Origin of the sequence: Pasteurella testudinis DSM 23072 (assembly GCF_900176075.1) — a bacterium.
Lineage (GTDB): Bacteria > Pseudomonadota > Gammaproteobacteria > Enterobacterales > Pasteurellaceae > Chelonobacter > Chelonobacter testudinis.
On record NZ_FWWV01000024.1, the window covers coordinates 38,238 to 59,434 of the forward strand.

The window sequence follows — 21,197 nt, forward strand, 5'->3', positions numbered from 1 at the left end:
ATAAACTCAACGCTGTTGCTTGCGCCACAAATAAGGCTCTTGCGGCTTGTCATCTTGCCATAAACCCGCTTTTTTCATCTGTGCCGACCGCTGTGCCTGCGGGTAACGGGGATCTTTTTTATAAAAGCGGTATGCCCACGCCCAGCCGTTTTCGATCATCAGTAAATTGATATTGCGTTGCCGGCTGTCGTAAACCGTCGCCAATCGTCGGGCGTATTGATCGATTCCGTCGATTTTCAGCGTAACCGACTGTTTATGGATCAACTGCGCCAAAAACTGCTTGGCTTTATTGGCGTAAGCCTGTCCGTTTTCCGGCGCATCAATGCCCAATAACCGCACTTTGATCCGCTTGTTGTTGCCGCTCAGACAGGTGAAGGTGTCGCCGTCGCTGATATGAATCACACGGCATTGAAATTGGCTGGGCATGGATTTTGCCGCAGCAAAGGCGGCGGAAAGTAACAGAAATGAAAACAAAAAGAAAAAACGTGTTATCGACACTTTAAAACCTTATCTATTCCGGCAAAAAAAGGGGAAATACAGTGACATTGATCACAATTTGAGAGAGAATTATTTCACACATTTTCGTTATCTCAAATCAAGATGAAACAAAAAATCATAAATTTGCTGCGTTCGNTCGCGATTTTATATGCAATTTTGTATCTCGGTATCTTCCTGCAACACCTGATTCCGATCGGGGTGCCAGGCAGTATTTGGGGCTTGTTGATTCTTTTTCTTTGCCTAACCTCGCAAGTGATTAAAGTCGAATGGATTGCGTTCGGCTCCAGCCTGTTAATCCGTTATATGGCGCTGCTGTTCGTGCCGGTCAGCGTCGGAATTGTCAAATATGCCGATCTGCTGCTCGCCAACGCCAAACAATTGGTGATCCCGAATATTATCAGCACCATGATGAGTTTGTTGCTGGTTGGTTTGATGGGCGATTATCTGTTCGAACGCCACAGCATTCGTAAATTACGGCGCAAAGTGGCTAAAAAACGGCTGAAACAACGCGGTTAAGCGGAGGAAATGATGTTATCAATCTTGCAAGATATGGCGCTTTATCTCTATTCGCTGTTGACGATTTTAGCGTTTTTCGCCGCGGTTTGGCTGAGCAAGCGCTGGAAGTCGATAGTGTTTAACTCCTTTGTGCTGACGATTCTACTCTTAATCGGCGTGTTGCTGTTGCTGGATCTGCCGTATGACGGTTATATGCAGGGCAATGCGCCGCTAAACAGTTTGCTCGGACCGGCGATCGTGGCGTTGGCGCTGCCGCTGTACGAACAACTACGCCAGATCAGCAGCCGTTGGCGCAGTATTTTGTTGATCACCACCAGCGCTTCGCTACTGTCGATGTTCAGCGGCGCACTGTTGGCACTGTTATTGGGCGGCGAAGCTGAAATTGTCGCCACCATTTTACCAAAATCGATCAGCACGCCGATTGCAATGGCAGTCGCCGAAACCGTCGGCGGCGTACCGTCCGTTGCGGCGGTCGGCGTGGTTTTAGCCGGCCTGCAAGGCTCTATTTTCGGTTATGTCCTGTTGAAAAAAATCGGTTTGAAACACCCCGAAGCGATCGGCTTGTCCATCGGCGCAGTGTCGCACGCACTCGGCACCGCCCGTACATTGGAAATCGACCAACAAGCCGGTATTTACAGCTCAATCTCGTTGGTATTATGCGGCATTATCAGCTCGGTTTTAGCACCGCTGGTATTTAACGGCGTCATGCTGTTGGGGCGGTTTTAATATATTCTAATACTGTTTTTTTATACAGTATTTTGTGTTATAATTTCGTCATAGTTACCAACATTTTAACCCCGTTATGCAGGCGATATCGTTACCCGAACAAAAACTGATGCGTAAAATTATCCATATTGATATGGATTGTTTTTTTGCGGCGGTTGAAATGCGGCAAGATCCGAGTTTGCAAGGGAAGCCGGTGGCGGTCGGTGGGGCGGCGGCGAGTCGCGGCGTGCTTTCCACCTGTAATTACGAAGCACGGAAATTCGGTTTGCACAGTGCGATGCCGACCGCACTTGCGTTAAAAAAATGCCCTCACCTGATTCTGCTGCCCGGCAATATGACGTTGTATAAGCAGGTTTCCGAGCAGGTACATGATATTTTTCAGCGTTATACCGAGCTAATCGAACCGTTGTCACTTGACGAGGCTTATTTGGACGTGAGTGATTGTCAGGCATGCAACGGCTCGGCAACGTGGATTGCGAGTGAAATTCGACAGGCGATTTTCGACGAATTACAATTGACGGCTTCCGCCGGTATCGCTCCGTTGAAATTTCTGGCAAAAATTGCCTCCGATCTCAATAAACCGAACGGACAATTCGTGCTGACGCCTGAACAGGTCGATGAGTTTGTGCTTAAACTGCCGCTGAAAAAAATTCCCGGTGTCGGACCGGTGACCGCACAAAAATTAAATGCGATGGGCTTGGTGACTTGCGCCGATGTCCGCCGCCAGCAACAACATATTTTATTGGATCAATTTGGCAAATTAGGGCAGCGGATCTGGCAATTCAGCCATGCGATTGATGAAAGAGCGGTGCAGCCGGAACGGGAGCGCAAATCGATCAGGGTGGAAACCACCTTACCGCACGATATTCTACGGCAAGAACAAGCGGTCGAGATTGTGCATTCGCTGTATCAAAAACTGATTTTCCGTTTGCAGCGTGCACAGCCGGATATTCCGCTGCGCGATTACCGCAAACTCGGTGTCAAACTGAAATTTAGCGATTTTCAGACCACCACGCTGGAAAGCGGTTCACATCTGCTGAACGAGCAGGCGTTCCGGTTATTACTACAGCAAATTTGGCAGCGTGCGAACGGCCGCGGTGTCCGTTTAATCGGCTTAAATGTCAGCCTGCCGCACAAAAAAACGGCACAACAGCTCAGTTTATGGTGATTTGATTCAAAGTATTACAAAAAAATAACATTTACCATTTACTAAACATGGGTTTATGCTATAAACAATAACAATTTCAGGACGGAGAGTATCAGTATGAATATGAAAATTAATTTAACTAAAAAACAAGCCGCCGACATTTGGGGAAAAAATGCGGTGTTGAGTTTTGATGACGGCGTGGCAAAAGTCCATTTCGGGGACGAGAAATCCTTGCATAAAATCCAGCAAGCGGCGCGCAAATTGCGTACGCAGGGGATTAATGATGTCGAACTGGACGGAAAACACTGGAACTTACAAACTTGTTGGGCGTTTTATCAAGGCTTTTACGGTGCAAAACAGGATTTCGCGATTGAATTTCCGTCGGAATTGAGTGATGCCGATCAACAGCAACTGTTCCGTTTGCTGGAGTGCGGTGATTTTGTACGCGAGCTGATCAATTTGCCGTCCGATGTGATCACGCCGCAAGAACTGGCGCATCGTGCCGCCGATTTCATTTTACAGCAGGCACAACATGCCGAAGTGGAAAGTGCGGTTTCTTACCATATTGTCGCCCGTGAAGAACTGAAAGCGCGCGGTTATAACGGGATTTGGACAGTGGGCAAAGGATCGGCCAATTTGCCGGCAATGCTGCAACTGGATTTCAACCCGAGCGGCAATCCGGACGAGCCGGTGATGGCGTGTCTGGTCGGCAAGGGGATCACGTTTGATACCGGCGGTTACAGCCTGAAACCGAGCAATTCGATGGACTCCATGCGTTCCGATATGGGCGGTGCGGCACTGTTAACCGGCGCATTAGGCTTGGCGATAGCCTGTGGCTTGAACAAACGGGTGAAACTGTACTTGTGCTGTGCGGAGAATATGGTCAGCAGCCGTGCGTTTAAACTGGGCGATATCATTGAATATCGCAACGGCGTGACGGTGGAAGTGTTGAATACCGATGCCGAAGGGCGTTTGGTGTTGGCGGACGGCTTGATTGATGCCGAGGCGCAACAGCCGCAATTTATCATTGATTGCGCCACCTTGACCGGCGCAGCGAAAATGGCGGTCGGCAATGACTACCATTCGGTGTTGTCAATGGACGATGATTTGGTCAATGCGCTGTTTGCCGCCGCCAAAGAAGAAAATGAACCGTTTTGGCGCTTGCCGTTTGAAAGTTTCCATCGCGGGCAGGTCAGCTCCGCTTTTGCCGATATCAGCAACACCTCATCGCTTCCGACCGGAATGGGGGCAGGCGCGAGTACGGCAACGGCGTTTCTTTCCCACTTTTTGAAAGAATATCAGAAAAATTGGCTGCATATCGATTGTTCCGCCACCTTTAGGAAATCCGCCAGTCCGCTGTGGGCAGCCGGTGCCACCGGAATCGGGGTTAACAGCTTGGCAAATTTATTGTTAAGCAAGGCCGATAACGATTAATGCCCGATCGGGAATTTGTATCCGACCACCATATAAATAAACTAGATTATGCCGAAAGTGCGGTCAGACCGCACTTTCCCTGAACCAAAAGGATTCGCTATGCAGCAAACACTTTCCATTATTAAGCCTGATGCGGTAAAACAAAATCTGATCGGTGCGATTCTAGCCCGTTTTGAAAGCGCCCGTTTTACGATTATAGCCAGTAAAATGGTGCACTTGAGCGCAGAGCAGGCCGGTGGATTTTATGCCGAACACAAAGGCAAACCGTTTTATGACAATCTGGTGCAATTTATGACATCAGGGCCGGTGCTGGTGTCGGTGTTGCAAGGGGAGAATGTGATCGCGCAATACCGTGAATTGATCGGCGCAACGGATCCGCAAGCGGCGGCGGCAGGCACGATCCGGTTTGATTTTGCCACCAGCAAAAGTATTAATGCGGTGCATGGCTCCGACTCAGAGGCTTCTGCCAAACGGGAAATTGAGTATTTTTTCAGTGAAAATGAAATTTTTCCTCGCGGGTAAGCGTAAGGAGAGGATTTATGTTAACCCGTTGTCCGGAATGTCGGCATAAAGTCAGCGATAGCGCCAAAACTTGTCCGTCCTGTGGTTTTTCATTTGATCCGCAGGATTTGGAACGTTACAAGCAACAGTTGGAACGCCTGCGTGAACATAAAAAAGAAGTTAACCGTAAAAGCGCTAAATTACAGCTTATCTGGTTGCTGATTTTTGCGGTGTTTATCGGCGTGGCGGCATTATTGACCGATTAAAATGCCGTTTATTGCAGTAAATAAGGCAAAAAATAATGCCGAACAGATCTCCGTTCGGCATAGCGGGTAAATCGCACAAGATACTGTGCGATTACATTTTATTTTGTACTTTGGTGGCGCTGTTATCAATGGCTTCGCCGGCGGATTGAATGTCTTGTCCCGCGCCTTTTACGGTATTACAGGCGGATAATACACCTACAGTTGCAGCTAAAATCAGAGTCCAAATCAGTTTCATCGTAACTTCTCCTGCGTTAAGTTTTAGGGATTTGATAAGTAGTTAAGTTAACTACTGACTCCATACTACACCGCTAAAATGCAAATAACAAGCTTAAAGCATATTGAATTTAATGGCTTTTACTGGTTTCTAAGCGTTCAAACGACAGCACTTTATTCTCTAAACGGCGTAAAAACAGCGTGGCGATGCCGGTGATTACCAGATAAATCGCGCCGGCGATGCCGTAAATCAGCAAGGCGTCATATTGTGTGCCGTACAGCTGTCTGGCGTAACCCATAATATCCATAATGGTGATGGTGGAAGCCAACGAGGTGCCCTTAAACACCAAAATGATTTCGTTGGTGTAAGACGGCAAAGCGCGTTTTAAAGCGAACGGTACCAAAATACGCAAAGTCTGCCAGCGGCTTAAGCCCAAGGCGGCGGAGCTTTCCCATTGTCCTTTGGAAATCGCTTTCACGGCGCCGTGGAACAGTTGCGCCGAATAGGCGGCGCTGTTCAACGCCAATGCCAACATTGCGCAAAACCACGCATTGGACAGCAGTGACCAAGCCGAACTGTCGATAATCCATTGGAATTGCCCCGGGCCGGCATAGATTAAGAAAATCTGCACCAACAGCGGTGTGCCGGTAAACAGCGTGATATAGCCGTTGACCAAGACTTTCAAAGTGCGGTTTTCCAGCGATAGGATAAAGGTAAACAGCACCGCCAGAATAAAGGAGATGATTAAGGCGACCGCCGTCAATGCCAAGCTGGTCGGAATCCCTTGCGCAATCGTGGCAAAATAATCACTGATCATGCCGCCTCCCGTTCAAATCGGGTGAAGCGTTGCTCTAAACGGGCGATGCCGATTTTACTCAAAATCGTCACGGCTAAATACAGCAGTGCCGCAATGCCGTACCAAGTGAACGGCTGATGCGTGTTGGCATTGCTTAGCTCCGCTTGCCGCATCAGATCATTGACGCCGATCAGCGACACAAGTGCGGTATCTTTCAGCAGAATTAACCATTGATTGCTCAAGCCGGGCAAAGCATGACGCCAGACTTGCGGCATAATAATCGCTATGAAGGCTTGCGCACGGTTTAGCCCGAGTGCAGAGGCGGACTCCCATTGGCCCAACGGAATGGCTTGAATCGCACCGCGCAACGATTGCGAGGCGTAAGCGGAGAAGATGATCGCCAGCGCCACCACCCCAGACCAAAACGGGCTGAATTCGATAAAATCGCCGGTCAGCATAAACAGCACTTGGGTCGAGCCGAAATAGATCAACAGCACCACCAGAATTTCCGGCAAACCGCGCAACAGGGTTAACACCACCGAGGTGGTGTTACGGATACATTTTAATTTGGCGGTTTCCAGCACCACGAAAATCATGGACAACAACAAACCTAAAATTAATGCGCAAACAGCCAACCCCAACGTCATCAGGGTGGCTGAAAGCATTAGCGAAAGAAAATTGCTAAACATAGATGATGATTATTTTCCTGACATCCAAGTGTCATAAATTTTTTGGTATTCGCCGTTGGCTTTGATTGCCGCCAAACCTTTGTTCAATTCTGCCAGTAACTCGCTGCTGGCTTGATTCACGGCAATGCCCAAACCGTTGCCGAAATATTTCGGATCCGTGACTTTTTCACCGGTGAACGTCAGGCTGTCATCGGTTTTCATCCAGTCTGCCAACACGGCGGTGTCGCCGAAGATAATGTCAATTCGGCCGTTTTTCAGATCGAGAATCGCACTTTGCAAGGTGGCGTAAGATTTGGCGCTGTATTGTTTGCCGTTTTCCGCAATATATTGTTGGAATGTCGTGCCGTTTTGTACGCCGATATTTTTTGCACTGCTTAAATCGGCTTTATCTTTTACCACGATAAAGCTGGCGGAGCTGTCATAGTAAGGGTTGCTGAAGCTGACTTGCTTGGCGCGCTCTTCGGTGATGTCAATCGCTGAAATCGCAGCGTCAAAACGTTTGAATTTCAAACTGGGAATCAAGCTGTCGAACGCATGGCTTTGGAATTTGCAGTTCGCTTGAATTTCAGCGCAGATCGCATTGGCGATATCAATGTCGAACCCGACGATGTTGCCGTTGGAATCGGTGTTTTCAAACGGTGGGTAGGTCGGTTCGGTAGCAAAGGTGATATCTAACGCATTGGCAGAGAAAGCGGTTGCCAAAAGTGCGGTTGCGAGTAATTTTTTCATGGTAAGCTCCTTAATGTCAGAAGAAAGAGAGAAGTAAAACGAACTTAATGCGATAAATAATGCGCAAATGCGGCGGTTTGCGGCTTGTGGAAACAATCCGCTCCGCCCATTTCAATAATTTTACCTTGTTCCATATAGATGACTTTGGTCGCCACTTTGCGCGCCACCGCCACTTCGTGGGTGACGATCACCTGCGTAATACCGGTTTCGCGCAATTCTTCGATAATGGCGACCACTTGCGCAGTGATTTCCGGATCGAGGGCGGCGGTCGGTTCGTCAAACAGCAACACTTGCGGTTTCATCATCAACGCGCGGGCAATCGCCACCCGTTGCTGTTGTCCGCCGGAGAGGTGCAGCGGGAAGCGGTGGGCATGATCCTCTACCCGCAACCGTTTTAACAGACCGTCGGCACGTTCGACCGCTTCCGTTTTACTCAAACCCAGCACTTTCATCGGCGCTTCAATCAGATTCTCCAATACGGTGTAGTGCGGCCATAAGTTATACTGCTGAAACACCATGCCGACGTCTTTGCGCAATTTACGGATTTTTTTCGCATCGGTATTGGCGGACAGCTCGAATTGATTGCCGGCAATCGTCAGCTGACCGCTCTTTGGCACTTCCAACAGGTTTAACGTGCGGATCAGCGTGCTTTTTCCGGCACCGCTTGGTCCTAGCAATACGATAATATCGCCGTCTTGGGATTCAAAATTGATGTCAAACAAGGCTTGCTTGCTGCCGTAGAAAAAATTGAGGTTTTTAATACTGATCGTCATGTCGCCAAAGTATCTAAAATAGGATAAAAGAAATAATGCGGAATAGTAATAATAAAAAATGCGTCATGCAAATAAAATCTCATAAAACGCGAACAAAATCGCATAAAAATTCAGATTTAGCGCATGAAATATAAAATTGAATAAAAAAAGTGCGGTTGTTTGGCAGAAAAACAAAAGGGAAGTGCCGACTTCCCTTTAATGACAGAAACAATTTTATTGTTTAGCGGTCAGCTCCAACTGCTGTTTCAAGTCCGACGGTAAATTCAAGGCTTGTGCCAGTTGTTGCATATAGGCTTGTTCTAAAAAGTGATCGGGATCAATCACCGAAAGGGACGCCATATAGACCTCGGCAGCCTGTTGCTGATCTTGCACCTGCTGCGCCAGTGTTTGCGGATCTAAAGGCGCATTTAACCACTGGTTAATCAGTTGCTCGGCATCAGCGGCATGGCCTAACTGCGCCAATCCTTTATGGATTTGCTGTTTCTCCTGTTGATCAATTTGCCCGTCGGCACGCGCGGCAAAAACCATTGCTTGCGTTAACAAGACAATTTTGTCATCAGACAAAGTATTATTCGCATAGGTGATGGCTTCTTGCTGGGTTTGCGGATCAAAGTCTAACTCTTGTGCCACGCCACCGTTTTTACGTTGCTGCCATTTTTGATAGGCCAACCACGCTGCACCGGCCAAAGCGGCGTAGCTACCGGCTTTTGCCACGCCTTTGCGTGCGCCGCTATTGCCTAAAATCAAACCTGCCAGACCACCGACTGCCGCACTTTTGGCTATTTTGGAAAAATTTTCATCTTTCATCATATTGCCAAGACGGCTTTGTAATTGGCTGAATAAATCGTTCATTACGGTTCTCCTTGCTGAAAATAAATGCCTAATGGAATATTAAGCCGATTTTGCCATCTCAAACTCGATTAACATCATCAGAATATGAATGACTTTGATATGGATTTCCTGAATTCGGTCGGCGTAGCGAAAGTGCGGTACGCGGATTTCCACATCGGCCAAGCCCGCCATTTTACCGCCGTCTTTGCCAGTCATCGCAATCACTTTCATGCCTTTGGCTTTTGCTGCTTCAATCGCGTTCAACACGTTTTGCGAATTGCCGGAAGTGGACAGCCCGAACAACACATCGCCCTTGTTGCCGACGGCTTCGACAAAGCGCGAAAAGACATAGTCATAACCAAAATCGTTACTGACGCAACTCAAATGGCTGACATCGGAAATCGCAATCGCCGGATAGCCCGGGCGGTTTTCGCGATAACGTCCAGTCAACTCTTCTGCAAAATGCATCGCATCGCAATGCGAACCGCCGTTGCCGCACGACAGCACTTTGCCGCCTTGCTTGAAACTGTCCGAAAGCAACAACGCGGCTTGTTGAATAAGCCAGATGTTGTTTTCGTCATTGATAAATTTTTCCAATACCTCTGCTGCTTCGTTTAATTCCGCTTTAATTTGTTCTAAGTACATAATTTTTTCCTCAATTCCGGTGAGATTTAGCACTTGCATTGTAAAACATAATCGGAGGGAATGGTATGGATAAAAGGTTTATTTTATCCATGCAAAATGATTAAAAGGGTAGTTATTATTAGCTTTAATACGTTGTTTTACCCTCATTGACGACAGCTATAAACCGTCGGAAACGATATAAACCTTTTGGGGAAGAGGACGTCATTAAATCCAAAGCCATTTTCATAGGAGGACAGCAAGTGCGCTCAGGGAGCATGGCTGGTTTATCGTTTGTAATATTTACAGATACCGCACTTTCCGGTCAAAATCAGTCGCTGTTCAGACCACAAAAGTGCGGTTTATATCTCAACTCAATCCAACAAACTTTTCACCAGCTCTTCCACGAACGCCAACCGTTCTTGTGCCGTTTCGGTGGTTTTGTTGAAACGGAATTTGGTTGGGCCGTCGAAGCGGAAGATATTGGGTTGTTGTTGGATTAACGCCAAGAATTTAAGCGGATCCAGTTCTGCATTGGCTTTGAATTCCAATGCGCCGCCTTGTGCGTGGGCTTCGATTTTTTGGATCGCCAGCGGTTTTGCCAACAGGCGCAGTTCGGCGATTTGCAACAGGTTTTTACCGGCTTGCGGCAATAAACCGAAGCGGTCGATTAATTCCACTTTCAATTCGTCCAGTTCTTGCTGATTGATGGCGCTGGCGATGCGTTTGTAGAACGACAGCCGCATATTGACATCGCCCAGATACTCTTCCGGTAGCAAGGCAGGAATACGCAGGTCGATCTCGACTTGTTGTTGGGTCAGTTCGTCCAATGACGGCTCGCGCCCCTCTTTCAGCGCGTTGACCGCACTTTCGAGCAATTCCATGTAAAGGGAGAAGCCGATCGATTCGATCTGTCCGCTCTGTTCGCTGCCGAGCAGTTCGCCTGCGCCGCGAATCTCCAAATCGTGGGTTGCCAGTACGAAGCCGGCACCAAGATTGTCCAGACTTTCCAGCGCTTCCAAACGTTTTAAGGCGTCTTTGGTCATTCGTTTCGGATTCGGGGTCAGCAGGTAGGCATAGGCCTGATGGTGCGAGCGCCCGACACGGCCGCGCAATTGGTGCAATTGCGCCAAGCCGAATTTATCCGCCCGTTCGATAATAATCGTGTTGGCGGTCGGCACGTCTATGCCGGTTTCAATAATCGTCGAACAGACCAGTAGATTGTAGCGTTGGTGGTAAAAATCGCTCATCACCCGTTCCAAATCCCGCTCGCGCATTTGTCCGTGCCCAATCACAATGCGCGCTTCCGGCACTAATTTCGCCAGTTGTTCGGCGCAATTTTCAATGGTGGCGACATCGTTATGCAGGTAATACACCTGTCCGCCGCGCAGAATTTCACGCAACACCGCTTCGCGAATCAGCAGATCATCGTTTTCACGCACAAAGGTTTTAATGGTCAAACGGCGTGCCGGCGGAGTGGAGATAATCGACAGATCGCGCATACCGCTCATCGCCATATTCAGCGTGCGCGGAATCGGCGTTGCGGTCAGGGTCAGGATATCCACGTTGGCACGCAGTTGTTTGATCCGCTCTTTTTGCCGCACGCCGAAACGGTGCTCTTCATCAACCACCAACAAGCCCAAATTTTTAAATTTCACATCGGATTGCAACAATTTATGCGTCCCGATCAGAATATCGATTTTGCCTTGCTCCAGTTGCGCTAAAATCGCTTTTTGTTCTTTGGCGGTTTTAAAACGGGACAGCATTTCCACATTGACCGCCAAGTTGGCAAAACGATCTTTAAAATTGTCATAATGCTGCTGCGCCAGCAGAGTAGTCGGCACTAAAATCGCCACTTGGCGATCATTATTCACAGCTAAAAACGCCGCTCTAATCGCCACTTCGGTTTTGCCGAAGCCGACATCGCCGCATACCAAGCGATCCATTGCTTTCGGCTGGCACATATCACTGATCACCGCATTGATTGCCGTTTGCTGATCAAGGGTTTCCTCAAAGGCGAAAGTGTCGGCGAACTGTTTGAATTCTTCTTTATTATATTGAAAAGCAAAGCCTTTCTGCATTTCGCGTTTGGCGTACATATCAAGCAATTCGGCGGCGATATCGCGGATTTTTTCTGCGGCTTTGTGACGGGCTTTGCTCCAAGCATCGCTGCCCAGTTTATGCAGCGGCGCACTCTCTTCATTGCCGCCGACATAGCGGCTGAGCAGGTAGAGCGAGGAGACCGGCACATATAATTTGGCATCGGCGGCGTAGTCTAAAATCAGGTATTCAGCGGTAATGCCACCGGTTTCCAGCGTGGTTAAGCCGCCGTAGCGCCCAACGCCGTGATCGAGATGTACCACCGGCTGTCCGATTTTCAGTTCGGCTAAATTGCGAATCAAGGTGTCGGGATTGACGGTTTTACGCTGATCGCGTTTGCGTTGCTGTACCCGTTCGCCCAATAAATTGGTTTCGCTGATCAGTGCCAGTTTTTGGTTCTGGCTTTGGTCACAATTGACAATAAAACCGTTATCCAAGCCACTGATAATCAGGTTGTAATGATGTTCGGAATGTTGTGACAGGGTTTGGATAAAGTGCGGTTTGAGTTTTAACGGGCGCAGCAGTTCTAAGAGCGTTTCGCGCCGCCCTTCGCTTTCAACCGAAAACAGGATATGCCCGTCAAACTGTTCGCCGAATTGGCGCAATAATTTCAGCGGCTCTTTTTGTTGGGCGTTAATGGTCAGCTCAGGCAACAGGCTGACCGGTAAATTATTTTGGCGCACCGAATTGCGTAATTTCTCGTTATGCAGGGTTAAACGAGGGTAGTTTTTCAGGTGACGATTGATTTCATCACTGCGTAACCAAAGCTGTTCCGGCGGCAACAGCGGTCGCATCGGATCGACCTTACGGCTTTCGAAACGCTGTTGCGCATCGTGATAAAACCGTTCGCTGCGCTCGTCATTGTGTTGGTAATCGACAAACAGGGTGTTGTCCGGCAGGTAGTCAAACAGATTCGCCATTTCGGCAAAAAAGAGCGGTTGCCAATATTCAATCCCCGAAACCAGCGTGCCTTTGCTGATTTGTTGATAGATATGCTCCGGATCGCGACGAATCTCAAAGCGTTCGCGGAACTGACCGCGAAAGAACTCGATTGCTTTGTCATCGGTCGGAAATTCATGTGCCGGCAGCAGGTTGATTTGCTCGATTTTATGCAGCGTGCGTTGGCTGTCGACATCAAAAGTGCGGATCGAATCAATTTCATCATCAAAAAAATCCAAGCGGAACGGTTCGTCACTGCCCATCGGGAATAGATCCAACAACGAACCGCGCACCGCATATTCGCCGTGTTCCAACACCTGTTCCACCGCGCGATAACCGGCATTTTCCAATTGCAGGCGCAATTTGTCCAGCACCAGTTTGTCGCCCTGTTTGATCAACAGAACATTGTTGCTTAAAAATTTTGGCGGGTACAGGCGTTGCATCAGCGTGTTGATCGGCAAGACAAAAATCGCTTGTTGCGGTTGTTGCAGGAAAAACAGCGCGCTTAAACGGGCGGAAATAATATCTTGGTGCGGAGAGAAGCTGTCGTAAGGCAGGGTTTCCCAATCAGGGAAAAAGCAGATTTTGCGTTGGCTGAAACGGCTTAATTTTTTTTCCAAACTCAACGCATGACGGGTATCGGCGGTCACGACCACCGTTAAACCCTGATGTTGCTCTGCGATTTGGGCAATCGCCAATACATCGCTGTCGGCGATAACATTACCGAGCCGTTTATGATCCGCCGCCGCTTGCGGTAAATTTAAGGAGAATAGGGTATTCATAGCTTCTGATTGATGACGAAATAAAATAAGTGCCTAGTTTAACTAACATTATGCTTAGAGGCTAGGGCTTCCTGACAATTCGATTTTACGGTTGTTTTTCGTCCCTGAAAACGCATCTGCTGCGTTAAAAAGCCTCGCCAGATGTCCATTGCCATTGTTATCATTGATAATTTATGTGTTAAACAGCGTAGGTATAGAACGCAGCGTTAAAGGCGAGAATTGGCGAAAAAAAGCGGAAGCGGGATCGCAAAGATAAAAAAAAGCGATCCGCAGACCGCTTTTAATAGAGAAATAGGCATTAATCGCACGGCAAAATTTTGATTGCCAAGCCGCCGGTGGAGGTTTCACGGTATTTGGAGTTCATGTCCTTGCCGGTTTCGTACATGGTTTCAATCACTTTGTCCAAACTGACCGACGGGCTGCTGGTGCGGCGCAGCGCCATGCGGCTGGCGTTGATCGCTTTGACCGATGCGATGGCGTTGCGTTCGATACACGGCACTTGCACCTGTCCGTTGACCGGATCGCAAGTCAATCCCAAATTGTGTTCCATGCCGATTTCGGCGGCGATACAAACTTGATCCGGCGTGCCGCCCAAGATTTCGGTCAGTCCGGCCGATGCCATCGAACAAGCCACGCCGACTTCGCCTTGACAGCCGACTTCGGCACCGGAAATCGAGGCGTTCATTTTATATAGCGAGCCGATAATGCCGGCGGTCAGCAGATAACGGGCGATGGTTTCTTCGGTGAGTGGGGCGATAAACTGTTGATAATACGCCAAAACTGCCGGAACGATACCGCAAGCGCCATTGGTCGGCGCAGTCACCACCCGTCCGCCGGCGGCATTTTCTTCGTTGATTGCCAAGGCAAACATATTCACCCAGTCGATAATTTTCATCGGGTCGTTCGACAGGCTGTTGTTAGACTCCAACATATGGCGCAGTGCGGTCGCGCGGCGAGTGACTTTTAGCGGCCCCGGCAGCAGCCCTTCGGTATTCAGACCCCGTTGCATGCAATCCCACATGGTTTGCCAAATGCGTTGCAGATAGTCGTTGACCGCACTTTTGCCGTGCAGGGCAATTTCATTTTTCAGCATTAAACCGGAAATCGACAAGCCGTTGTCTTTACACTGTTTCAGAATATCGGCGGCGTTGCGGTACGGAAACGGCACGTTGATTTCGTTTTCCACCACTTGGTTAAAATGCGCTTCATCGACAATAAATCCGCCGCCGATAGAGTAGTAGGTTTGCGAGTAAAGCACTTTTCCTTGCCGCAAGGCGTGAATTTTCATGCCGTTTTCGTGCAGCGGTAAAAATTCACGCTGAAAAACCAAATCCTGCTCAAAATCAAACTTCACCTGATATTGTCCGCAGGCAATCGCTAAAAGTGCGGTTTTTTTCAGATTGTCAATAAACGCAGGAATGCCTTCGATATCGACATCTTCCGGCAAATAACCGGCAAGCCCCATAATTACGGCGGTGTCGGTGCTGTGCCCTCTGCCGGTCAGGGAAAGCGAGCCGTAGACATCAACTTTGATTTGATCGATTTGCGCTAACAGCTCTTGTTGCGCCAAGTCGTCAAGAAACTGTTTTCCGGCCTTCATCGGGCCGACGGTATGCGAGCTGGACGGCCCGATGCCGATTTTAAAAATATCAAAAACACTAATCATAATTTATCCAATGTCGTTCTTATTATGTATAAAACCTCCGCCGAATAAGCAGAGGTTTGTTGCCGCGCGATTATACGCGAATTTTACATTAACGGAATAGGACATAAACGATTGCTGAAATCGCAATCAAGCCCATCACAGTGACAAAAACGTTACTGAATTTGCCGCGATAGCGTTGCATCGCCGGCACTTTACGAATGGCGTACATCGGCATGATAAAGAGAATCATCGCAATAATCGGGCCGCCTAAGGATTCGATTAAGCCCAAAATACTCGGATTAATTGTAGCGACAATCCACAGTGAAATCAGGAAGAAAAGTGCGGTAATATAATTTAATTTTTTATGGTTAATTTCTGTTTTTCCCGCATCACGGTTCATTTTAACGATTAATCCGGCCAAACCTTCTCTGGCACCTAAATAATGACCAAAGAATGAACTGGTAATGGCTAAAAAGGCAACTAACGGACCGAAATAAGAGATATACGGGTTATCAAATTTATTGGCTAAAAACGACAGAATAGAAATGTTTTGTTGTTTGGCCAATACTAATTCTTCAGGTGTCAGGGTCAATACACAGCTGAAAACGAATAACATTACAAATAACAATAATAAGCCGGACGTACCGCGCAACACTTTATTGGTGTGGTATTCGGTCGTTTCGTCGTTTTTATATTTGCGTCGTTGCGACAAAGTGAAGGAAGAGATTGCCGGCGAGTGGTTAAACGAGAAAATTAATACCGGAATGGTCAGCCATAATGTCGATAAAAATGCGCCGCCGCTAGGCAGTTGCTGCAAAGATGCGGTTGTCCATTCGGGGATCAGATAAAGCGAAAGGGCGAATAAAATCGCAACCAACGGATAAACCAACCATTCCGTTACTTTCAACATGAATTTTTCGCCCATCAGCATAACTGCGATTAATGCGGCGATTAAGACGACGGACAGTATTATGCGCGGCGGTGCGGCGAGATGGAGTTGGTTTTCCATAAAAGAGATGACGGTGTTGGTAATACCGACGCCATAAATCAACAGAATCGGGAAAATAGCAAAGAAGTAAAGCAAAGTAATTAATTTTCCGGCGGTTTTGCCAAAATGTTCTTCCACCACTTCGGTAATATCACTGCCCGGATTTTTTGAAGACAGCACAAAACGGCTTAATCCGCGGTGCGCCAAATAGGTCATCGGTCCGACAATCAACGCCATAAAGACCAATGGCCAAAATCCGCCCATACCGGCGTTAATCGGTAGAAACAGTACGCCTGCACCGACCGCCGTTCCAAAAAGATTCAGCACCCAAGCGCTGTCAAATTTATTCCATTTCTTACTTTCAGCCAGCGGTGCTGCCTTAATATCACTGAGTTCCATATTTTCTTATCCTTATTTGAATTAATTTTAATCAAATTATGAAATTTGATTGGTAGGCTTATGCTACGACGGCGCGATAATAGGCAAGTGCGGTATTAAATACAAATAAGGAATTTGGAATTTGTGATCTTGCCGACAATATAAATGTGGGATGGTTAAATATGTTGCATAATTTGTTAAAAAGAATAGGTTGTTTTATATTTTAAAAGCGTAAGTTGTCTGTTTTTTGACTGGTTAAATTTAAATCACTCTGATGGTGTGTTTATTTTATGCGCGATATTGTGGTGTTATTTAGTGTGGTTTTTTTCTAATTGAAAACACCGCACTTTGCTATTTAAAACTTTACTATTTAAAAATAGTGCACGTTAAAAGTGCGGTAGAAAACCTGACAAAAACCAAGTGCGGTTATTTGCTGCGGATAAAATCTCGATAGCGGCTTAAAAAATGTTCGAAATCGTCCAGTCCGCAAAATGCCAGACTTTCTTGATCGTAATAGCTGAAACCGTCCTCCAGTGCTTCTTCCATCTCAAAGCCCAAACTGTTGGCTTGCACCATCACTTCTTCCGCATTGATCGAAATGGAAAATTCACGCCCTTCGATACGTTGTTCAAAGTGCGGTACGGTACTGTTTTTAGCTTGTGTGATTGTGCTGAAAACAGTATCGAGCGCCGCTAAATCGCCGTCAATTTCGCTGTTAATCCAACTGGCGACTGCCTCATGATCCATGCTGCAACGGGCGATCGGCTTGCCGCGATAATCGAAAGTAAATTGAAAATCCATAGTGTTTTGTCAGACCTTGATGTTTAATTTGAGTACGAAAATTAATTTGCATTTTAGCAAGAGTTGCGGTAAATAAAAATAGAGGGTGGCATTGATTAATCAAATGACGGTAAAGACTTAAAGCCGAATTGATCTATCACAACATTTGTCAATTGAATTTTAAGTATGCTATAACAACTGCGATAATTTTATAATCTCTTGAGGTTTATCTATGATGACAGCTGCAGAATTGATGGGGGAAGGCATTTCTTTAATGGTTTCGGGAATGGGCTTCGTATTACTGTTTCTCTTTATTCTCATTTTCGCTATCCGCCTGATGTCTTATCTCACCAACCGATTTTTTCCTGAACCGATTAAGCCTCTCCGCAACAAAGCAACGACTATCGCAAGTACTACCGCAAACACTACCGTAGTTGCTTCATCTGGTGTCAATGACATTGAAGCGTTGCGTCCGATTATTGTCGCCGCAATTGCGCACCACCGTCGCCAGCATAATTAATTTTTTTATCACATTAATGGAGTTTTCTCATGACAAGATCAGCACACCCGATTGCGATTACCGATGTGGTATTGCGTGATGCCCACCAATCCCTGTTTGCAACCCGTCTGCGCCTAGACGATATGTTACCGATTGCGTCCGAACTCGATCAAATCGGATATTGGTCGCTGGAATCATGGGGCGGAGCGACGTTCGATTCTTGCATTCGCTTTTTGGGGGAAGATCCTTGGGTGCGCTTGCGCGAACTGAAAAAAGCCATGCCGAAAACACCGTTGCAAATGTTGCTGCGCGGACAAAATTTGCTCGGATATCGCCATTATGCCGATGATGTGGTCGAGCGTTTTGTGGAAAGAGCGGTTGCCGGCGGCATGGACGTGTTCCGCGTGTTCGATGCGATGAACGATCCGCGCAATATGCGTTGTGCCTTGCAAGCGGTGCGCAAACAGGGCGGACACGCGCAGGGTACGCTGAGTTACACCACCAGTCCGGTGCATACGCTGGAAACGTGGTTGGACGTGACCGAGCAATTGTTGGAAATCGGCGTGGATTCGCTGGTGATCAAGGATATGTCCGGCATTTTAACCCCGATGGCGGCCTATGAATTGGTGAGTGAAATCAAAAAACGCTACGATGTGCGCCTGCATTTGCATTGCCATGCAACGACGGGCATGGCGGAAATGGCGCTGTTGAAAGCGATTGAAGCCGGAGTGGACGGTGTGGATACCGCCATTTCTTCGATGAGCGGAACCTACGGACATCCAGCGACCGAGGCGTTGGTTGCCACCTTGCAAGGTACGCAATATGACAGCGGGCTGGATATCCATAAACTAGAGAAAATTGCGGCGTATTTCCGTGAAATACGCAAAAAATACCAAGCCTTCGAGGGACAACTGAAGGGTTCAGACAGCCGTATTTTAGTCGCGCAAGTGCCGGGCGGTATGTTGACCAATCTGGAAAGCCAATTGAAACAACAAAATGCGTCGCAAAAACTGGATGAGGTATTGGCAGAAATTCCGCGGGTACGCAAAGATTTAGGCTATATACCGTTGGTTACACCGACTTCGCAAATTGTCGGCACGCAAGCGGTAATCAATGTGCTGATGGGCGAACGTTATAAGACCATTGCCAAAGAGACCGCCGGTATTTTGAAAGGCGAATACGGACGCACGCCGGCGGCGGTGGACGCGGCGCTGCAAGCCAAAGTGTTAAACGGCGAAGCGGCGATTACCGATCGGCCGGCAGATCATTTGCCGCCGGAAATGCAAAAATTGACAACGGAAGTGAAACAACAAGCGGCGGAGAAAGGGATAACATTGTCTGACGATCCGATAGACGATGTGCTGATTGTTGCGCTATTTCCACAAGTCGGTTGGAAATTCTTGGAAAACCGCGGTAATCCGGCAGCCTTTGAGCCAGCGCCTGTTGAAGTGACAACGTCACAATCGAAAACCACGCAAAAAGCGGCAACAGCAGCAACAAAAGCGACCGCCTCCGGCGCAGCGGTTTATACCGTTGAATTGGACGGTAAAGCCTTTGTCGTGAAAGTCAGCGAAGGCGGCGAAGTGGGCGATATTAGCCCGACACCAACTCAAACAGCGGCAAGCCAACCGAGCGTAGCGGCTGCTGCGAGTGGTGTGGAAGTGGCTGCGCCAATGGCGGGAAATATTTGGAAAGTTCTGGTGTCGGAAGGGCAGCAGGTTGCGAAAGACGAAGTCTTGCTGGTGTTGGAAGCGATGAAGATGGAAACTGAAATCCGTGCCGTACAAGCCGGAACCGTACAGGGCATTGCGGTGAAAGCCGGTGATATTGTAGCGGTGGGCGATCGCTTGATGAATTTGGCATAAGGTAGCGGATTATGGAAAGTATTTACGCCCTGATAAGGGGAATGGGGATAATGCACCTCGAAGCGGGGCAAGCCGTTATGATCGTGGTCAGTCTGCTGCTGTTGTGGTTGGCGATTGCGCGTAAATTCGAGCCGTTGCTGTTGTTGCCGATTGGTTTCGGCGGTTTATTGGCGAACATTCCTGATGCAGGAATGGCGATGACCGCGCTGGATAATCTGCTGCATTCGGGCAATGCCGAGCAACTGACTTTTGTCGCCGCAAAATTAAATTCGCTTGCAGACTTGGCGTCGATTAAGGCTGCGATGAATACCGCACTTCCGTCGGTGGTGACGCAGTTGGAAAGTTATGCCGCCGATCAAGGCTATACCACCGGTATTTTGGCGCTGTTCTATAATGTTGCGATTGGCTACGGGGTTGCGCCGTTGGTGATCTTTATGGGCGTCGGCGCCATGACGGATTTCGGCCCGCTATTGGCGAATCCGAAAACCCTGTTATTGGGGGCGGCAGCCCAGTTTGGTATTTTTGCTACCGTACTCGGCGCACTGACATTAAACTGGTTGGGCATTATCGAATTTACCCTGCCGCAAGCCGCTTCAATCGGGATTATCGGCGGCGCCGACGGCCCGACGGCGATCTATTTGTCGAGCAAACTGGCGCCGGAATTACTGGGTGCGATTGCGGTCGCAGCCTATTCTTACATGGCATTGGTACCGCTAATCCAACCGCCGATTATGAAAGCCTTGACCAGCGAAGCCGAGCGAAAAATCCGCATGGTGCAGTTACGCAATGTCAGTAATCGGGAAAAAATCCTGTTCCCGATCATGCTGCTATTGTTGGTTGCTTTACTGCTGCCGGACGCGGCGCCGTTGCTGGGAATGTTCTGTTTCGGTAATTTGATGCGGGTCAGTGGCGTAGTCGATCGTTTGAGCGATACCACGCAAAATGCGCTGATCAATATTGTCACCATTATTTTAGGACTATCCGTCGGGGCAAAACTGGTGGCCGATAAATTCCTGCAACCGCAAACTTTGGGCATTTTGCTGCTTGGCATGATTGCGTTTGCTATCGGGACTGCCAGTGGGATCATCATGGCGAAATTGTTAAACCGCTTTAGCAAAACCAGCCCAATCAATCCGTTAATCGGCGCGGCCGGTGTGTCTGCCGTGCCGATGGCGGCGCGGGTGGCGAATAAGGTCGGTCTGGAAGCCGATTCGCAAAACTTCCTGTTAATGCATGCGATGGGGCCGAATGTTGCCGGCGTTATCGGTTCGGCGATTGCTGCCGGCGTTATGTTGAAATATATCTCGGCAATGTTATAGCAAATAGCAAGCTGTTGTCTTAAAAGCAAAAAAGGTGTTATGCGTAAAATCATAACACCTTTTTATCATCGTTTTATTTCAATGGATTAAAAAATAGATTAAAACAAAACGGGTTAAAACACAAAAGTGCGGTTTAACGCCGTTAAACTCGATTAAATACC

General features: G+C 48.0%; 21 protein-coding genes. 9 read left to right on the plus strand and 12 right to left on the minus strand.

Features of this window, described 5'->3' with window-relative positions; genetic code table 11:
• Positions 1-6: 6 nt before the first annotated feature.
• Positions 7-498: a thermonuclease family protein gene (locus B8880_RS08985; RefSeq protein ID WP_244165623.1), complete on the minus strand. Its 492-nt coding sequence runs from the start codon at positions 496-498 to the stop codon at positions 7-9.
• A gap of 102 nt (positions 499-600) precedes the next feature.
• Between B8880_RS08985 and B8880_RS08990 the strand changes: the two genes are divergently transcribed.
• The 6 genes from B8880_RS08990 (at position 601) to B8880_RS09015 (ending at position 5,088) form a co-directional block, all read left to right on the plus strand.
• Positions 601-1,014 carry a CidA/LrgA family protein gene (locus tag B8880_RS08990; RefSeq protein ID WP_084257280.1) on the plus strand — a complete coding sequence of 138 codons (414 nt, stop codon included), beginning with the start codon at positions 601-603 and terminating at the stop codon, positions 1,012-1,014.
• Between the two features lie 9 nt (positions 1,015-1,023).
• The gene (locus B8880_RS08995; protein ID WP_472857735.1) at positions 1,024-1,740 is read left to right on the plus strand and encodes a CidB/LrgB family autolysis modulator; all 717 of its coding nucleotides are present in this window, start codon (positions 1,024-1,026) and stop codon (positions 1,738-1,740) included.
• 109 nt (positions 1,741-1,849) lie between these two features.
• The gene (gene dinB, locus B8880_RS09000; protein ID WP_115306380.1) at positions 1,850-2,908 is read left to right on the plus strand and encodes a DNA polymerase IV; all 1,059 of its coding nucleotides are present in this window, start codon (positions 1,850-1,852) and stop codon (positions 2,906-2,908) included.
• 102 nt (positions 2,909-3,010) lie between these two features.
• Positions 3,011-4,321 (plus strand): aminopeptidase PepB, encoded by a 1,311-nt coding sequence (gene pepB / locus B8880_RS09005; protein ID WP_482811875.1) that lies wholly within the window; start codon positions 3,011-3,013, stop codon positions 4,319-4,321.
• A gap of 99 nt (positions 4,322-4,420) precedes the next feature.
• A complete protein-coding gene (gene ndk, locus B8880_RS09010) occupies positions 4,421-4,843 on the plus strand; it encodes a nucleoside-diphosphate kinase (protein ID WP_208610903.1) in 423 nt (140 codons plus the stop codon).
• Positions 4,844-4,860: 17 nt separating this feature from the next.
• On the plus strand, positions 4,861-5,088 hold the full coding sequence (locus tag B8880_RS09015) for a zinc ribbon domain-containing protein (protein ID WP_084257284.1): 228 nt from the start codon (positions 4,861-4,863) through the stop codon (positions 5,086-5,088).
• 91 nt (positions 5,089-5,179) lie between these two features.
• Here the strand turns inward: B8880_RS09015 and B8880_RS09020 are convergent, their stop codons facing one another.
• The 11 genes from B8880_RS09020 to B8880_RS09070 all read right to left on the minus strand — a co-directional run bounded on the left by B8880_RS09020 (position 5,180) and on the right by B8880_RS09070 (position 17,374).
• Positions 5,180-5,323 carry an entericidin A/B family lipoprotein gene (locus tag B8880_RS09020; RefSeq protein ID WP_084257285.1) on the minus strand — a complete coding sequence of 48 codons (144 nt, stop codon included), beginning with the start codon at positions 5,321-5,323 and terminating at the stop codon, positions 5,180-5,182.
• Between the two features lie 109 nt (positions 5,324-5,432).
• Entirely contained in the window at positions 5,433-6,119 is a 687-nt protein-coding gene (gene artM, locus B8880_RS09025; RefSeq protein WP_084257286.1) for an arginine ABC transporter permease ArtM, read from the minus strand.
• Positions 6,116-6,787, minus strand: coding sequence for an arginine ABC transporter permease ArtQ (artQ, locus tag B8880_RS09030; protein WP_084257287.1), 672 nt, complete (start codon positions 6,785-6,787; stop codon positions 6,116-6,118). The genes artM and artQ overlap by 4 nt, the downstream gene beginning before the upstream one ends.
• A 9-nt stretch (positions 6,788-6,796) precedes the next feature.
• A complete protein-coding gene (locus tag B8880_RS09035) occupies positions 6,797-7,516 on the minus strand; it encodes an arginine ABC transporter substrate-binding protein (protein ID WP_084257288.1) in 720 nt (239 codons plus the stop codon).
• A gap of 44 nt (positions 7,517-7,560) precedes the next feature.
• A complete protein-coding gene (gene artP / locus B8880_RS09040) occupies positions 7,561-8,289 on the minus strand; it encodes an arginine ABC transporter ATP-binding protein ArtP (protein ID WP_084257289.1) in 729 nt (242 codons plus the stop codon).
• A gap of 213 nt (positions 8,290-8,502) precedes the next feature.
• A complete protein-coding gene (locus tag B8880_RS09045; RefSeq protein ID WP_084257290.1) occupies positions 8,503-9,141 on the minus strand; it encodes a tellurite resistance TerB family protein in 639 nt (212 codons plus the stop codon).
• Positions 9,142-9,180: 39 nt separating this feature from the next.
• Entirely contained in the window at positions 9,181-9,765 is a 585-nt protein-coding gene (gene lpcA / locus B8880_RS09050; RefSeq protein ID WP_084257291.1) for a D-sedoheptulose 7-phosphate isomerase, read from the minus strand.
• 350 nt (positions 9,766-10,115) lie between these two features.
• Positions 10,116-13,562, minus strand: a complete 3,447-nt coding sequence (gene mfd, locus B8880_RS09055) for a transcription-repair coupling factor (protein ID WP_084257292.1) — start codon at positions 13,560-13,562, stop codon at positions 10,116-10,118.
• 298 nt (positions 13,563-13,860) lie between these two features.
• Positions 13,861-15,228, minus strand: a complete 1,368-nt coding sequence (locus B8880_RS09060) for an L-serine ammonia-lyase (RefSeq protein ID WP_084257293.1) — start codon at positions 15,226-15,228, stop codon at positions 13,861-13,863.
• Positions 15,229-15,316: 88 nt separating this feature from the next.
• Positions 15,317-16,594 (minus strand): HAAAP family serine/threonine permease, encoded by a 1,278-nt coding sequence (locus B8880_RS09065; RefSeq protein WP_084257294.1) that lies wholly within the window; start codon positions 16,592-16,594, stop codon positions 15,317-15,319.
• Positions 16,595-16,999: 405 nt separating this feature from the next.
• On the minus strand, positions 17,000-17,374 hold the full coding sequence (locus tag B8880_RS09070; protein ID WP_084257295.1) for a YacL family protein: 375 nt from the start codon (positions 17,372-17,374) through the stop codon (positions 17,000-17,002).
• A 214-nt stretch (positions 17,375-17,588) separates the two neighbouring features.
• Between B8880_RS09070 and B8880_RS09075 the strand changes: the two genes are divergently transcribed.
• Genes B8880_RS09075 through B8880_RS09085 form a run of 3 tightly spaced genes read left to right on the plus strand, consistent with a single transcriptional unit; the run spans position 17,589 to position 21,036 of the window.
• A complete protein-coding gene (locus B8880_RS09075; protein WP_084257381.1) occupies positions 17,589-17,873 on the plus strand; it encodes an oxaloacetate decarboxylase subunit gamma in 285 nt (94 codons plus the stop codon).
• A gap of 29 nt (positions 17,874-17,902) precedes the next feature.
• Positions 17,903-19,717 carry a sodium-extruding oxaloacetate decarboxylase subunit alpha gene (oadA, locus tag B8880_RS09080; protein WP_084257296.1) on the plus strand — a complete coding sequence of 605 codons (1,815 nt, stop codon included), beginning with the start codon at positions 17,903-17,905 and terminating at the stop codon, positions 19,715-19,717.
• Positions 19,718-19,728: 11 nt separating this feature from the next.
• A complete protein-coding gene (locus B8880_RS09085; protein ID WP_084257297.1) occupies positions 19,729-21,036 on the plus strand; it encodes a sodium ion-translocating decarboxylase subunit beta in 1,308 nt (435 codons plus the stop codon).
• Positions 21,037-21,197 lie beyond the last annotated feature (161 nt).